The 15539-nt window shown below is 66.6% G+C and carries 16 protein-coding genes, 1 tRNA gene and 1 pseudogene; 14 read left to right on the top strand and 4 right to left on the bottom strand.

Annotation, left to right across the window (positions count from 1 at the left end):
• Positions 1-61 precede the first annotated feature (61 nt).
• From ACWDR4_RS16750 to ACWDR4_RS16740, 3 genes are all read left to right on the top strand, one after another.
• Positions 62-934 (top strand): ketopantoate reductase family protein, encoded by an 873-nt coding sequence (locus tag ACWDR4_RS16750; protein ID WP_450409118.1) that lies wholly within the window; start codon positions 62-64, stop codon positions 932-934.
• 303 nt (positions 935-1237) lie between these two features.
• Positions 1238-2773, top strand: coding sequence for an alpha/beta hydrolase (locus tag ACWDR4_RS16745; protein WP_450409116.1), 1536 nt, complete (start codon positions 1238-1240; stop codon positions 2771-2773).
• 129 nt (positions 2774-2902) lie between these two features.
• Positions 2903-2976 (top strand) — tRNA-Thr (locus ACWDR4_RS16740).
• Positions 2977-3136: 160 nt separating this feature from the next.
• Here the strand turns inward: ACWDR4_RS16740 and ACWDR4_RS16735 are convergent.
• Entirely contained in the window at positions 3137-4720 is a 1584-nt protein-coding gene (locus ACWDR4_RS16735; RefSeq protein ID WP_450409115.1) for a tyrosine-type recombinase/integrase, read from the bottom strand.
• A gap of 168 nt (positions 4721-4888) precedes the next feature.
• Here ACWDR4_RS16735 and ACWDR4_RS16730 point away from each other — a divergent pair, with 168 nt between their 5' ends.
• Both ACWDR4_RS16730 and ACWDR4_RS16725 read left to right on the top strand, forming a co-directional pair.
• Positions 4889-5092, top strand: a complete 204-nt coding sequence (locus ACWDR4_RS16730) for a DNA-binding protein (protein WP_327744639.1) — start codon at positions 4889-4891, stop codon at positions 5090-5092.
• Positions 5093-5547: 455 nt separating this feature from the next.
• Entirely contained in the window at positions 5548-6468 is a 921-nt protein-coding gene (locus ACWDR4_RS16725; RefSeq protein WP_450409113.1) for a zinc ribbon domain-containing protein, read from the top strand.
• A gap of 1 nt (position 6469) precedes the next feature.
• On the opposite strand, the gene ACWDR4_RS16720 is transcribed toward ACWDR4_RS16725, so the two are convergent.
• Both ACWDR4_RS16720 and ACWDR4_RS16715 read right to left on the bottom strand, forming a co-directional pair.
• A complete protein-coding gene (locus tag ACWDR4_RS16720; protein ID WP_391270662.1) occupies positions 6470-7060 on the bottom strand; it encodes a hypothetical protein in 591 nt (196 codons plus the stop codon).
• A gap of 208 nt (positions 7061-7268) precedes the next feature.
• The gene (locus ACWDR4_RS16715; protein WP_450409111.1) at positions 7269-7469 is read right to left on the bottom strand and encodes a hypothetical protein; all 201 of its coding nucleotides are present in this window, start codon (positions 7467-7469) and stop codon (positions 7269-7271) included.
• Positions 7470-7628: 159 nt separating this feature from the next.
• Between ACWDR4_RS16715 and ACWDR4_RS16710 the strand changes: the two genes are divergently transcribed.
• From ACWDR4_RS16710 to ACWDR4_RS16670, 9 genes are all read left to right on the top strand, one after another.
• Entirely contained in the window at positions 7629-8570 is a 942-nt protein-coding gene (locus tag ACWDR4_RS16710; RefSeq protein WP_450409109.1) for a helix-turn-helix transcriptional regulator, read from the top strand.
• An 803-nt stretch (positions 8571-9373) separates the two neighbouring features.
• Complete coding sequence (locus ACWDR4_RS16705; RefSeq protein ID WP_200724684.1) at positions 9374-9535, top strand: hypothetical protein; 162 nt, start codon at positions 9374-9376, stop codon at positions 9533-9535.
• A gap of 191 nt (positions 9536-9726) precedes the next feature.
• Positions 9727-10641 (top strand): ParB/RepB/Spo0J family partition protein, encoded by a 915-nt coding sequence (locus ACWDR4_RS16700; protein WP_200724685.1) that lies wholly within the window; start codon positions 9727-9729, stop codon positions 10639-10641.
• A gap of 447 nt (positions 10642-11088) precedes the next feature.
• Positions 11089-11352, top strand: a complete 264-nt coding sequence (locus tag ACWDR4_RS16695; protein ID WP_450409107.1) for a hypothetical protein — start codon at positions 11089-11091, stop codon at positions 11350-11352.
• Positions 11353-11796: 444 nt separating this feature from the next.
• Entirely contained in the window at positions 11797-12096 is a 300-nt protein-coding gene (locus tag ACWDR4_RS16690) for a hypothetical protein (RefSeq protein ID WP_450409105.1), read from the top strand.
• Between the two features lie 97 nt (positions 12097-12193).
• Entirely contained in the window at positions 12194-12661 is a 468-nt protein-coding gene (locus tag ACWDR4_RS16685) for a hypothetical protein (RefSeq protein ID WP_450409103.1), read from the top strand.
• A gap of 137 nt (positions 12662-12798) precedes the next feature.
• Positions 12799-13458, top strand: a complete 660-nt coding sequence (locus ACWDR4_RS16680) for a ParB/RepB/Spo0J family partition protein (RefSeq protein ID WP_450409101.1) — start codon at positions 12799-12801, stop codon at positions 13456-13458.
• Positions 13451-14872: a methyltransferase domain-containing protein gene (locus ACWDR4_RS16675; RefSeq protein ID WP_450409099.1), complete on the top strand. Its 1422-nt coding sequence runs from the start codon at positions 13451-13453 to the stop codon at positions 14870-14872. Before ACWDR4_RS16680 ends, ACWDR4_RS16675 begins: the two co-directional genes overlap by 8 nt.
• Before the next feature lie 60 nt (positions 14873-14932).
• Complete coding sequence (locus ACWDR4_RS16670) at positions 14933-15442, top strand: hypothetical protein (protein WP_450409371.1); 510 nt, start codon at positions 14933-14935, stop codon at positions 15440-15442.
• A gap of 17 nt (positions 15443-15459) precedes the next feature.
• Here ACWDR4_RS16670 and ACWDR4_RS16665 read toward each other — a convergent pair.
• Positions 15460-15539, bottom strand: a pseudogene (locus tag ACWDR4_RS16665) (ABC transporter ATP-binding protein); the annotation flags it as partial.

The following is a 15539-nucleotide window of genomic DNA, read 5'->3' as shown; positions in this document are numbered from 1 at the left end:
TCTACATATGTTTGAATGAAACGAACGTATGAATCAAGCGAACGTATGAAAGAGGACTGTCGTGAAGCTGCTCGTGTACGGCGCCGGAGTGCTCGGCAGCCTGTTCGCCGCCCGCATGTATGAGGCCGGTCACGATGTCTCGCTCCTCGCCCGGGGTGGGCGCCTGACCGCTCTGCGCCGGCACGGCGTGCAGCTCGCCGAGGGAGACGGCCCAGCTGTCAGGCGGGTACCGGTACCGGTGGTCGAGCACCCGGACGGCGGGTACGACCTGATCACCGTCTTCGTCCGCACCCACCAGGTGGACGCGGTGCTGGAGTCACTCGCCGGCCTCGAAGGTGACGTGCTGTTCCTCCATAACTGGGCGGCCGGCGCGCAGCCGCTGGGCGCGGTGATCGGCCACGAGCGGGTGTTGCTCGGCTTCCCCGCGGCCGCCGGCACGATGGACGACGACGTGGTCCGCTACCGCAAGAGCAATTTCATCACCCGCCGGGTCGCGATGCCGATAGGCGAGCCCGACGGCCGTACCACCCCGCGACTGGTACGGATCGTGGAGACGTTCCGTACCGCCGGGATCAACGCCAAGGCCGAGCCGCAGATGGATGCCTGGCTCAGGACGCACGCCGCGTTCGAGGTCCCGCTCGGGCAGGCGGTACACGCGGCGGGCGGCCCGGTAGTGCTGGCCGACGACCCGGTCGCGGTCCGCGGCATGCTCCACCTCATGCGGCAGAACCTCGCCGCGATGGAGACGCCGCCGGTACCTCGCGCGTTCGCCGCGTTGCGGGCTCTGCCTCAAGGGCTCCTCGTGGCCGTGCTCCGGCGCTTCCTGAAAAGCCCGACGTCCGTGCACAGCGGACTCAACGACCCCTCGCCTGCCGCGGCGGCCGAACTCGAGCGGCTGGCCGAACAGCTCCGCGCCCCTTCAGGAGCCCGCTAGGCAACCAGGACGGCGAAAACCTCACCACGCACACCACCGCCAGTCCCACAGTCCTTGAACCCGGCTTCGCCGGCTCCACGGGCGGCAACCGCTGACCTCATGACCGTTTCGGTAGCAATGGAGCGTCCAGCCTTCGGAGTTGGCCTGGCTTTCTCTCCCTTTGCGGCCACATCCTTCAACTAGCGCGGCACTACAGGGCGAACGTTGGTTGATGCGGCACTGGCTAGCTGGTAGCCGTAACTCGTATGAGTCATATCGTGGACGGAGAGTATCTGTCCGGCTCCTCAGGGTTACGCTCGGTGAATGCAAATGAGGCGCATCCCTCGTCAGACCTGGACCCTGCTCGCGGTCGCCGCGCTGCTCGTCTCCGCCTGTTCCACGGGGAGTTCGACAAGTGCGGCGAGTTCGTCGGCGGACACCGGGGCGGCCGGTCTCGCGCCGTACTACGGGCAGAAGCTGAGCTGGCGGTCGTGCGGTGTACCCGGTTTCCAGTGCGCCACGATGAAGGCGCCCCTCGACTACGCGGCTCCGTCCGAGGGCGACGTCAGGCTCGCCGTCTCCCGCAAGAAGGCCACGGGCGCGGGCAAGCCGCTGGGCTCGCTGCTGGTCAACCCGGGCGGGCCGGGCGGTTCGGCGGTCGGGTACCTGCAGTCGTACGCGGGTATCGGTTACCCGGCCGAGGTCCGCGCGCGCTACGACATGGTCGCGGTCGACCCGCGCGGGGTGGCGCGCAGCGAGCCGGTCGAGTGCCTGGACGGCCGTGAGATGGACGCGTACACGCAGACGGACGCGACGCCCGACAACGTCCGGGAGACGGACGAACTGGTCGGCGCGTACAAGGAGTTCGCCGAGGGCTGCGGCAGCAGTTCGCCCGACCTGCTGCGCCATGTGTCCACGGTGGAGGCGGCCCGGGACATGGACATCCTGCGGGCGGTGCTCGGCGACGAGCGGCTGACGTACGTGGGGGCGTCGTACGGGACGTTCCTCGGGGCGACGTACGCCGGTCTCTTCCCGAAGCGCGTGGGCCGGCTCGTCCTGGACGGCGCGATGGACCCCTCCCTGTCCGCGAGCCGGCTGAGCCTCGGCCAGACGGCGGGGTTCGAGACGGCGTTCGACGCGTTCGCGAAGGACTGCGTACGGCAGCCGGACTGTCCGCTCGGTACGGAGGAGGGCGAGGTCGGTACGAACCTGAAGGCGTTGTTCCGCCGCCTCGACGCGTCGCCGATCCTGACGGGCGACGCGGACGGCCGCTGGCTGGGCGAGGCCCTCGCCACGACCGGCGTGATCGCCGCGATGTACGACGAGAGCAACTGGCCGCGACTGCGCGAGTCGCTGACCTCGGCGATGCGCGACAAGGACGGCGCGGGCCTGCTGCTCCTCGCCGACAGCTACTACGAGCGTGACGCCGACGGTCGCTACTCGAACCTGATGTTCGCCAACGCGGCCGTGAACTGCCTCGACCTCCCGGCGGCTTACGCCACCCCTGACCAGGTACGTGATGCGCTGCCGTCCTTCGAGAAGGCGTCCCCGGTCTTCGGCGAGGCCATGGCCTGGGCCTCCCTGAACTGCGCGTACTGGCCGGTCCGGCCGACGGGCGAGCCGCATCGCATCGAGGCGAAGGGCGCGGCCCCGATCGTGGTGGTCGGCACGACCCGCGACCCGGCGACCCCGTACCCCTGGGCCCAGTCCCTCGCCCGCCAGCTCTCCTCGGCCCGCCTCCTGACCTACGAGGGCGACGGCCACACGGCGTACGGTCGGGGCAGCGACTGCATCGACGACACGGTCAACGCGTATTTGCTGCGGGGGACGCCTCCGGTGGAGGGGAAGCGGTGCGCGTAGTGGAGTGACGGGGCGGGCGGATGTCGGTGCTGAGGCCTCCTCGGAGGCCTCAGGGGGGTGTGCGGAGCACCCCCGGAAACTGTGTAGACTTACCGACGTTGCTGATCGCACCATAGTTGCGGACAGCGCGCCGCCTTAGCTCAGATGGCCAGAGCAACGCACTCGTAATGCGTAGGTCTCGGGTTCGAATCCCGAAGGCGGCTCTGTAGAAGCCTCAGGACTCACTCGCCGTGACCTGGGGCTTTTGCTTTTCCTTGACTCGCGAATGGTCTAAACCACCGCCCCGGTAGGTGGGTGTGAGGGCAAAATGGGGACGCTGTGGGGACACAGTGGGGCAGCACTGTCCCCACGGTGTGGTGAGGGCTACGTGACGGCAGGCTGGAGCGGCTGCTTCTTGGTCTTCTTCTTGGCCTTCTTCTTCTCAGTCTTGGCCTTTTTCTTCCGGGCCAGCGCCACCAGGTTCTGTGATGCGTCGACCGTTTCCCGCAGCAACTCCGGGAGAACGGCCTGGTAGGTGTCCTCGGTCATGCGCTTCGTCTTGTGACGGAGCATTTTCTGCACGGCCTTGGTCTTGGCTCCTCCGGCGAGAGCCAGCGTGCCAGCCTCGTGGCGGCCGTCGTGGAGCCGGATCGGCGGGAGCTCCGACTTCTCCACGAGCAGGTCCCAGCGATCCGTGAAGTGCTGCGGGTGGTACTCCGAGCCGTCCTCCTGAGTGAAGACGCGGTTGTCGTGGTTAGCCCACGTGCCCACCCCGGCCTTGGTCTCCCACTCCTCACGCTCTCGCTGCTGTTGCTCGCGCCAGGCCTTCAGCAGAACCACTGAGTCGGAGTTGATGAGGACGGAGCCCTTACTGTCCGCCTTCGGATCGTCCTCGTGGATCTCGTAGTTGACGGAGACTCGCTGCCGCGCGACGTGGATGACGCCGTTCTTGAGGTCGATGTCATCCCAGGTGACACCAGCGATCTCGCCACGGCGAAGTCCGTGGAAGATGATGATGTGCCAGGCGGTGAAGTGTCGGTCCTCGGCCACGAAGTCGAGGAACTGCACTGTCTGTTCGACATCCCACACCATGACCGGGCTCGGCTTCTTGCCGGTCCGTTTCCAGTAGGCGATGCGCTCGGGAGTCCATACAAGGGCGTCGGGCTTGTTCACCTTCGGCAAGGTCACGAACTTGGCGTAGTTCTTCGCGATCAGTTCTTCGATGACGGCATCGGACAGGGCGCTCTTCAGCGTCGCGTTGATGCTTTCCATCGTCGCCGGGCCGGTCTCCTTCTGGACCTTCGCCCGTGCGTCGGCGTACACGGCCTTGGCGTCATTCCAGACACCTCGCTTGGCCGATCGCGCGATCTTCTCTTCACGTGTGCGGGCCGGCGCTTGCCGCCACGCCGCCTGGGCGGCCTCCATTGCCAGCTTGAGCTGATCGGCTTTCTGCCGCTGCTCTCGGCGCCGGAGGTTCTCCTCCAAGATCCAGTCGTACATGTTCTGGATGTGCTTGGCGCGAAGGTCACGGATCTTGAGATGGCCCAGGTGCGGGACGAAGTACAGGTCGATATCTCGCCCGTACTCGTGGTGTGTCGTACGGGCCAGGTCGGCGGCCTTCTTCTTGTGCCAGCGGCGCAGGTACTCCTCGACCGTCTCCTTCGTGAGGACGTTGATGCCGCTCTGCGCTGCCTTCCACGAGGCTTCGGCCGCCTTCTCCGCAGCTTTCTGGGTGGCGAAGCCGCCCCTTCTGTCGCGCTGTCGATGTCCGCCAATGCCCGCGGGCAGCTCGATGTAGTAGTACCAGGAGCCATGGGCGCGCTTCGACAGCTCAGGGCAAGCCCCCTCCAGGAGGCCGATCCTGGGCGTGCCGTCGCTGTTGAAGATCTGCTGCCCCTTCCGAGGCCCTCTCTTGTAGTAGACCGGACCGCGGCATGTGCACCGCTTGTACGTCTTGTCCTTGAACATTGCTCCCCCACGGATGGGCACACCAGTTCTACTGAGTCACATCGATCTTTCCTTGTCCTCGTCTTGCACTGCAAGGCGCCTTTTTGCGTATGCTGATCTTGGATGGCGCGGGGGAGAACGCGGCTCCAGGTGATGGCAGCAACAGTCGGTACGCAGGAATCCGGACCGATGACGATCGAAGAGCTGAAAGCCCTCCCGACCGTCGTCAGTGTGTCCATCGCGGCCAAGGCGCTCGGCATCGGGCGGAACAAGGCCTACGAACTCCTCAACGAGGGCACCTTCCCGGTGGAAGTGCTCCAGCTCGGCAGCTCGACGAAAGTCCCCACCATGGCCCTCTGGCGGGTGCTTGGACTGCTGCCCGAGGTGGCCTAGGGAGTCGACTTTGAGCGGCGCAGTTGCACCTCAGCTGCTGTAGATGGTCAGTGCAGCCGCTTACCCAAAGCCATACTTTCTCGTGCTTGCCCTCGCGCGCAGGGCGGCACGTATCCTAGGCGCGGCGTCGCGGGGTCGCGGGGTCGCAATAAGAGAAACAGCAACACCTCTCCTTCGGGGGGCGGTAGACGCGACAGGCCGGGCCGCCGTATCGGCGGAGCACTCCCGGCCGGCGGCTGCTCCCCAACGGATCGGGGGCCGAAAGGTTGCCCGGCGCCTCAGGTGGGAGTTCAGGGCCTTCCGACACTCCCTCTTGGCAGCGGGCGCGAAGTGGTGTGTCCTGCCCGCAACATAGGTAGAACGCTGTTGTGTTACGACCTTGCCGGTCTGTGACTTGGGGAAGCCATCCCTGCTTGGGGAAGCAGGGCCACGGCTGGCATGACGGAAGAGGACTGATGGCGCGACTGTACGGGTTCGAAGATCAGGCTCGGACGCGGCTGAAAGACGACGAGGTGTCTCCCCTTCGGGAGGCAGTCTCGCGCCTCTTCGCCAAGCAGCCGAAGCCTGATGTGATCAGGTGGATGAATGCTGCCGGGCACCTGACGACCCGCGGTTCGCAGTGGCGGACGGCGAGCTTCGACAGGGTGATCTACCACCCCGCCATCGCGGGCCTGGCCGAAGACCCTGAAACCGGGGAACTGGTCGAGACAGGGCTACCCCACATCATCACGCCCGAAGAAGGGCGACGGCTCCACGCAGAGCGCCCCGAGGTCCGCGACCGCGAAGCGAGCCACGACTACGCCTTCTCGTACGGGCTGTGTCACTGCGGAGAGTGCACCGCTCAACTGACCGGTGCTCGGGCGAACAGCAGCACCCCCGGATACCGGTGTAGCGACTGCGGCCAAGTGCGGGTGGCCGCCGGCCTGCTTGAGGACTACGTCGGCACGTACGTGGTGGCGCAGTTGTCCCGGCCCGAGGCCCGAGCGGTGCTCCTCGATGAGCTGGAGCGCGTGAAGAAGACACTGCCCCAACTGCGGGTGGAGTTGAGCCGCGCAAAGTTCGCCGTCAGGGACCTGGGTGTGCAACGCGACAATGGCCTGATCGACGAAGCCGAACACGAGCTCCAGGCGACTGAGGCGAAGAAGGAGGTCAAGCAGGCGAGGGCGCGACTGCGCTTCGCCGAGCAGGTGGCCACCGCGCCGGTCGAGTCGATCGAGGATCTGGTGCAGTGGTGGAACTACGCGCCGGCCGCATCCAAGGGGGCGGTCGCGGGGCTCCTCCTCAAGCGCGTCACGGTATTCAAGGCCTCGGCTCAAGGAGTCCGCCACATCGAAGACGGCCGCGTGCACCTGGATTGGCGCACCGCGGCCGACTGACCTACGTGGAGGGGGCTTCGAGCGGAGTGTGGGCCGTGCTACGCCTGCGCTGGGAGTCCACGGCCACGAACGTCAGCCCGGTCAGGATGAACAGGATGGAGAGGCCCGCCAGTGGCGAGCTGAGTGCCTTCTCGACGGCGAGCGGCCAAGGGTTCCCAGCTAGGTTCGCGAGTAGGTAGCCGCCCTTGCTGATCACGTAGCCCACGGTTGCGGCGGCACCAATGCTGACGAGCAGCAGGCCGATGCGCAAGGTCTTGGCGTGGGAGGGGTGGTTGGGAAGCGCGCGGGCCATCGCGAAGCACAACGCGCAGGTCTCAAGGGCCCCGTACGTTCCGAACGCCAGGTAGACCAGCAGGTACCCGGTGACGATGTGGTGGTCTGCGAAGTCCGTGGTGAACTCGATTCCGGGACGGTTGCCGCGCAGGAACAGCACGGTGAGCAGGATCTCCACCAACGCCGCGATGAGGAGCCGTACGCGCATCGCGGCTCCGACGAACTCTCTGCCGTACGTCCAGTCCGCCACCATGACCTGAAGGCCGCCGATGAACCCCACCGCGCACAGGTGCGAGACGAGCTTTGCGATGTTGTCCACGCGCGTAGCGTCGGCACACCAGTCTGCGACTGCGGGGACGGATAGGGCGCTACCGATGAAGCAGACGGCGGCCGATACGGAGCGGCCCCAGCGGGCCAGCCGGTAGGTGTTCTGGGCTCGTTTGGCCCACGCGTCGCGCACGCTCACCGCGGTCGCGGTAAGCGTGACGAGGCATGCCAGGCCGAAGACGACCGTGTCCACGATGTACCTACCAGGAGATGTCGGCGAGCAACCGCTCAACCGATGTGTCTGCACTGTCCGTTGGCTGCTCGCTTGTGTCACGGCTGATCGTGGTGACGGTCGAGGTGTCCTCGCTGTCAGCGGCGGCCACCCCGATGGGGGCCAAGGCCAGCAGAGCGGTGATGGCCGCCAAACCGATCAGGCGACGGGCGCGAACGCGGTCTCTCACGAATAGTCCTCAGGTTGATGAGCGATGATGTCCGAGGGCGTGAATCGAACGTGTGCGCGCGGCAAGGGGGGCCCATTCACGCTTCCTGAAAGCGTTTGTGTAACGCAAGCGGCGTTGTGGTGACGGAATGATCAGTGCTCATTTCGACAGGGGAAATTGGTGGGGATACCGGACATCCTGAAGTTGTCGCAGGTAGAGCAAGATCTCTATGTGCAGCTATTGAACGGCGCGTCAGTAAAGTCTGAGCAGCCGGGCGCGGAGGAGTTACTGAAGGCCGGCCTGGCCGCCGTAGATCCGACTGACGGGAGCGTCTTCCCTCTCAATCCGTACGAATCCGGAAGTCGGGCGCTGGCGCGGCTGGCGGCAGACCACCGCCTGGTCGTGCGGCAGATGTCGAGAGTCGCACAGCGCGTTCTCGACTGGGGCGACCTGTACCAGCCGGTTCATAGCCACGGCAGCGAGTACCTGGGCACGCCGGAGCTGGTACAGGCCCGTATGAAGCAGGCCGCGGACGCCGCGCACACCACGATCCGGGCGGCGCAGCCAGGTCCTCGCCGGGCGGACGCGATGGCCAAGATGGACGGGGATGTCCAGGCCGCCACGCGCGGAGTCCACGGGCTGACCCTGTACCCCGCCAGCGCCATGGCCGATGAACTCGCCCGGACCTACGTGCGCAATATGGCGCCGCTCGGCGACGAGTTCCGGGTAACCCGGCAGCCTCTCCTCAAGATGGTCATCATCGACAACGATGCCGCGTTCATTGAGGACTACGTCCACGGAGGTGAGCGCGCCGCGTGGTGCATCACTGACCCGGCCATGGTCGCATTCTGCGCCGCCGTCTTCGACGCGTCATGGGAAGCGGCCCACGAGTGGAGTGTGCGCACCGAACCGAGACCCGACGAGTTGAGCGGTCAGCTTCAGCAGGTGATCCTTCGCGAGCTGGCGCAGGGACGTACGTACAAGGAGGTCGCACGTCGCACGAGCGTCTCGGTGAGCCACATCACCAAGACCCTCAAGAAGATGAGGGAGGAAGCCGGGGTGGAGACCAACTTCCAACTCGCCATGTGGTACCAGGCGAACATCGAGCGGTACGAGGACTAGACCCCTGGCCGCACGGCCGCCCACTCGGCACATCAGCCTTGGAGGTCCTCGGCTGCTCGTTCCGCGGCCTGGGCCATCGGCAGACGCCGCCGGCGCAATCTGCCGTCTGCCGGGACTGTCGGCAGGGGAGGAAGAGGCGGAGCCTCCGGGACATCCTCATCGTCTAAGCCCCGGCTGCGGCGGATGGCTCGTGCCGCCGCGAGCAGCTCATCGGCTGCGCCGTCGTCGAGGCCGTCGAGGAGGCGCAGGGCCTGCCGGGCCGCAGGATGCTGCTCGAACACGGTCAGAGCCGTCAAGTCGTCCCAGCCAGGCAGTAGATACGCGGCAGGGCAATCGAATGCGCGAGCCACAGCAGGGACGTTGTCCAGCCCGGGAGCGGATCCGTCGAGGATCTTCCCGATCGCAGAGTGGGAGATGGTCGGCCGTCCTGCCGAGTCCGCGCTGTTGCGCTCCAGGTCGCGTAGGCTCGGGAGTTTCCCGGTTGGAGTCAGCAGGAGCCGCCGAAGCATGGTGAGCTTCTGATGGAGCGAGGCGGGCTGCAAAGCGGTCCTCCAGGGGCCTTCAGGTCGAGGCGAAGTGGCTGTCTACTCGGTCGTCAACGTACCGGTCGGGGGACTAGATGCGCATTGGGTCCCCTCCACTTGTATCGCGTGCGATACAAGTGGAATGAATGTTTGACACTGGTGGACTGTGTGTGAAAGAAGTGTGACTGGTAGTGGATCTACCCGTGTTGCGCGGCTAGGGGGGCCTGACCGTGCAATCCCGCCGATTTGCTCGTTGGCGGGCTGGGGAGGGGGGTCCAAGTGATCGACATCGAGGCCGTCTTGGCGGCTGCCCGGGAGCTGGAGGAGTCCGGCGCCCCTTTTGTCGAGGGGGCGGTCCGAGCGGCACTTCAGCCGATCGGGCACCCGCCCGTTGATCACGTGCCGGTTCCCGAGTTGGAGGAATCGGACACTGTCGGCTGAAGGGCCGGACTGTGGAGGGTCGTTGCCGAGGTGTCGGCGGCGGCCCTCTGCGGTTTTGATTCCGTGCGCTCGCTGTGTCCAGGGGATGAGATTTCTGTCGGGGAAGTTCTCCCCCGTCACGAATGCCTATAAAATAAGGGTAAGAAGTGAGGGGGAACGGCCCTTCACCACAACGCCTCTTGGAGTGAGCGGTGTCGAACAAGACCCTGAAGATGGCCCACATCGAGCGGAACGAAGGCCAGCCGCGCGAGTACTTCGATCCCGCCAAGCTCCAGGAACTCGCCGACAGCATCAAGGAGTACGGACTCCTCGCGCCGATCCTCGTGCGACGCCTCGGCCCGAACCGGTACCAGATCATCGCCGGCGAGCGCCGTTGGCGTGCGCACCAGCTCCTCGACGCCATCACCATCGAGGCCAAGATTCAGGGTGAGTCGGACGACCTCCGGGCGTTCAAGATGTCCATGACCGAGAACGTCACCCGAGCCGACATGCTCCCCCTCGAAGAAGCCCGCGGATACGACCGCATCCTCACCGAGGAGGAGGGCGCCACCGAGGCCACCGTCGCTGCCGACTTCGGCAAGACCGTCCCGTACATCAAGCAGCGCCTCGCCCTCCTCAAGCTCACCCCCGAAGTCGCCGAACAGGTCGACGCGGGCAACATCGGCACCCAGGCCGCCGTAAAGCTCGCGGAGCTCACCGACGGCAATCAGCGCGCCGTCCTCGCCAAGTGGGCGCGTGGCGATTTCGCTGGCGACAACCAGCTCGTGCACTTCGCCTTCGCCCTGCGTCAGCAGCAGGATCAGGAAGTGTGCATGATCGTCGAGGACATGACGGTCGAGGAGCGCGAAGAGCGCGCTCGCACCCAGACCAAGACCCGCAACACCCTCGACGGGATCGAGCGCATCCGCGGCCTCCTCGACGGCCTCGTCAAGATGGACCCCGCGGACCTGGCCCTCGCTCTCGAAGGTGAAGTCGGCGCCCGGCTGGAGCAGATGGACCGCGTTGCCGACGCCGTACAGAAGGCCCGCTTCGCACTCCGCCAGGCCAAGGCGCACTCCGAAGCCCGGGAAATCATCGTCAACGCCGAGGCCGTCAGTGCGGCCTGACGCCTGCTCGCCTCCGGCTCGACCGCCCGTTGAAAGGATCTCGCCATGACGGAACCGGCTCACCTCTGGACCGGCATGAGTCCCCAGAGCTTCACCAGTGATCGCGTCCCTGACGTGCAGGAGGCGCTCTTCCCAGAGCCCGACCCCTGCGGTACCGCTCTCCTCGATGAGCATGAAGACGGGGCATCTCTCGATCAAAAGATAGGTGTTTACAAAACAGAGTGATACGGTTTCGGTTGTCGGGCCTTCCCCCGAACGAGGCCCGACAGCCGTGGCATACGGCACCCCCACGTCTCCTGGCGGGCGGTCGACCCCCCGCGCCCTGCCCGTCAGGAGGCAGCCCCGCCCGATGCGGAGCACCACGGGGTGACTCATCCACGACTGGCCCCGTCTGCGCGTTTCCGTCCGCGCAGACGGGGCCTCCTTACGCCTGAAAGGGGCCAGCCGATGTCCCGCGACTACTCCGCTCACGAAGCAGCCGATCCCGAGCTCTACGAGCGACTCATGGAAGAGCGGTACGGGCCGTTGGTCGACCTACTCACCGAGAAACGACGCAAGGGCACCCTGCCGCCACCCCCGGGCACCTACCGGTACACGCCGGTCACCCCAGAGGAGGCGGCACACAACTACGCCGAACTCGCCCGCGCGATCGAGAAACCGAGAGGACCCCGAGCCGATGAATCACCCCAGTGCACCCGCGCAGCAGCCTGACGCAGCCCCGCGCGAGCGCACGCCGCCCGCGCCCGGAGCCGAATGGTGCAACTCCTGCGACCGCTGGGCATTTCCGCCCGCCTGGCTGTGCCGCTGCAACAACCGCTGACCCGCGCCACCTCTTGGAGACCCAGCAGTGACCACGTACCGCCCGCTGCCGCGCCGAAGCCGCACCCTGGCCGTCCTCTACGGCCTCGCCTCAGCCGCGCTGATCATCTGCGCCACGATCAGCTCCATCAACAACGCCCCCTGGTACACCCTGGGTTTCTGCGGTGCGGCCTCCCTCTTCGTGATCGCTATCCTGCGCGAGACGAGGCCCCCGACAGCGTGTATGCGGGCCGCACCCACATGCCGGCGACAGCACGCCAGGACGCAGAGGCTTACGCCCGCACGGTCCACCAGGGTCCAGCCGGGCCGGGGCAACTCGCCGAGCAGGGAGACCCGTTGGCCAAGCGACACACAGTGAACACGATCACCAGCGATGCCCTCGATGCCCTGTACGAGCGACTTCGGACAACTGAATCCCGGGGCAGCCAGCGAGCGAGCATCCCCTCCCGCATCCGCTGCCGGGCGTGGAAGGTGTCCGGCTGGCGGGTCATCCGCTGCTCCAGGAAGACCGCCCACGTGCTCTCCAACGGCTGGCACTGCCACGAGCCCACCGGAGACGTGTGGCCGGTCAGCGAATCCGACTGGAGCTCGGCGATCGCACGGCTGCCAGACCCCGAACTTCCGCCCGCCAGCTGACATAGCCGGGCGGCAGACACCACCACAACCGAACAGGCCCCAGGCGCGGAGACTGCAACTCCTGCCCGGGGCCCTGACCGAAGGAGCATGCACTCCGATGGCTGATCAGAACGATACGCGAGGAGCGGTCCCCGAAGTCGGGCAGAGGGTCGGCGCCCGAGTCGACCAGACCACCCACGAACACCTCCTCGTCCTCATGCGGGACGGAGCCAGCCAGACCGCCGTCGTACGCGACGCCCTGGCGCTCGCCGCGCTGCTGCGCGACCCCGACATTCACGAGCACCTGGCCGTGCTCACGCGGGACGGCACCGCCCAGGCCGACGTAATCCGCGAGGCCCTCGCTCTGTCCGCGCTGCTGCGTTGCCCCAGAGCCACCCGGGATCTGGAGATCATCCTCAAGGGCGGGGGCGGTGTGTCGGACGCTGTCGGACACGGCCTGTCCCTCCTGGCACACGCCCACCGCCACGCGCGGCGCACCGGCACCTTCCCTGAAGGCACCCGACCACTGACCGTCTGGGTCAGCACCCGCCCCGCCGCACCTCGACAGGCCCCTGACCAGCAGTGATCCACACTGTCGGACACAGTGGCCACAACCGTGCCACCGTGTCCGACAGCACCCCCGCCTCCTGTCCGACAACCGGCACACCAGATCATCTAGGCTGTCGGACACGGCGCGGGGAATCGCCGAAGGAACGACTGGACTTGTCCGACGACGTCATTCGTATCCCTGACTCCCTCGCCGATCTCGCCGTCCCGATCGGCAACCTAACCGCCTACCACCGCAACCCGCGCACCGGGAACCTCGACTCGATCAAGGAATCCCTGACGTTCAACGGCCAGTACCGGGCCCTTGTCGTCAACCGCGGAAACCTCACCGGCCGGCCCAACGAGATTCTCGCTGGCAACCACACTTGGGCCGCCGCCTCCGAACTCGGCTGGGACGAGATCGCCGTCACCTACGTCGACGTCGACGACGACGCCGCCGCGCGCATCGTCATCGTCGACAACCGGACCTCGGACCTCGCCGGATACGACGAAGCCCTCCTGGCCGACATCCTCGCCGAACTGCCCGACCTCGAAGGCACCGGCTACGACCAAGACGCCCTGGACTCCCTCCTCGACACCCTCGACGTCCCCAACGTCCTGCCCGCCGAGACCGCCGACGCCGAGGGCGAGAAGGTCGCCGACGAACACCTCACCTGGGGCTACGTCCAGTGGGGAACCACTCGCGTCCAGATCACCAAGGAAGAGGTCGAGCGCCTCAACAACGTCCACCAGGCCTTCTACGACAGCCGCGGTACCGACGCAGGGTTCGCGCACTACCTGATCGATCCGCACGACCAGGAGCAGAACGTTGCCTGAGTTCGTTGCGGAGTACCCGCTCGCCCGCCTCAAGCCCGCCCCCTACAACCCCCGGCGCCTGTCCGACGACGCGTTCGGCCGCCTGAAGCAGTCCCTCGACCTGTTCGGCTGCGTCAAGCCCGTCATCGTCAACGGCAACGGCATCCTCGTCGCGGGCCACCAGCGCACCAAGTCACTGAAGGCGCTCGATGTGACCACGGTGCCGGCGATCCTCCTCGGCGCCCACGTCACCACCCAGGACGAGGTCCAGTTCAACCTCCTCCACAACAGCGTGGAAACCGACGGCTCCCGCGTCACCGTCACCGTCGCCGACGAGAGCACGCATGGCTGGGAGTGGCTTACCCCCGACGAGATCACCGTGGAAGCCCGCGACTCGGCCGCCGTACGCTCCGAGATCAGCCGCCTCATCACCCGCTACGGACCATGGGGTTCGATCGTCGCCGACCACGCCGGCCGCGTCATCCTCAACAACGACTACGCCGTCTCTGCCGTCGACCTCCGCAAGGACGTCCTCTGCTACCGGGTCTCCGTCCAGGAGGCCGACGAGCTACTGGTCTGGCTCGAAGGCGAGTACGGGGTCTACGACTACACCCAGCTCGGCATCAAGCCGTACAACCAACACTGGTGCCAGATGCACCGGCTCGGGGGCGACGACGGCGACTCCGCCAAGTCCGCCGTCTACGTCAAGCACGTCCTGCCCACGCTGAAGAAGTCCCAGCGGATCGTCGACTTCGGCGCGGGCGAGGCCGCCTACATCACCATGCTCAAGGAGCAGGGGTACGACGCCCACTGGTACGAGCCGCACGTCAAGGCCAAGGGCACGCAGAACGCCCTCGATGTCGCGGCCACCGTCGCCCACATCCGCGACCTCCAACGCGACGTCCGCGCCAACGGGCAGTACGACATCGTCGTCCTCGACTCCGTCATCAACTCCATCACCAGCCTGGAGTTCGAGGAGCACGTCCTGATCACGTGCAACACCCTGTGCGCAGACGACGGGGTGTTCTTCACCGGCACCCGCCACATGAAGTCCATCTCCAAGCGCAACAGTGGCCGCAAGTACCGCAACAACCGCTACCGGCGCGCTCTGGAGTTCGTCGACGAGAACGGCTTCTCCGCTACCTTCCGGGCCGGCGTATGGACCATGCAGCGGTTCCACACCCGCGAGTCCTTGACGGACCTGCTCCGCCGCTATTTCGGCGAGGTGCGGATCGGCGTCGACACCGGGGGGTCGCTGACCGTGGAGTGCCGCCGACCGCTCCCCGTCTCGCCTGAGCGCAGGCGAGCGGCGCTGGAGGCGGAGTTCAACATGGAGTACCCCGGCGAGTACCGGCACAACAGGCACAAACCGCTGGTCGAGGCCCTGATCCGAGCCTGCACGGAGCGTGATCAAAAAGTGACAAACCTAACTTAGTGCATATATAATAAGTGTAAGGGGTTGCCGCCCCGCACCACCCAACACCCCGGGGGAACCATGCCCGCACCACAGATCACCATCACGAGAGGCAACCGGACCTACCGCTACCTCTGGCTCAAATACGTCACCGGCATCGACCTCACCCAGCACTGCGCCCGCTCCCTCCACGGCCGCTACAGCCGGCAGGTCAACCAGGACCTCACCGAAGCCACCATCACCCTCGACGAGTTCCCCGCCCCCATCTGCTGGTACCTCTGCGGCGTCACCACCGACCCCTCCCGGTGGGGCGAAAACCCCCACCTCGCCTTCGAGGTCGCCCCCGGACACGTCCAAGACCTCGAGGTACAGCACCTCACGGTCACCCTCACCGGAGCACGGCCGATCACCGGATGGGGAACCAACTCCGTACCGACCAACGCCGCACACGCCCACGAGCGGGACTACGCCAGCTGCCGGAACTGGCAGTTCGCCCACCACCTGCACACCTCGGGCGTACCCAGCATCCCCGGCCACCGCCCTCGCGGCCTCGGCCACGGAAGCGTCGCCGGACAACTGCCACTGTCCTGACGTCGCGCCTGGGGGTCGCGCGCCCGCGAGGGAGTCCAGGGCGCCCGTCGGCTCGTCGGCGAAGATCACCTTCGGGGTCGTGACCAGGGCCCGGGCC

It is taken from the genome of Streptomyces sp. NPDC000878, assembly GCF_053599695.1.
This window is presented reverse-complemented; position numbering and strand designations above follow the sequence as displayed.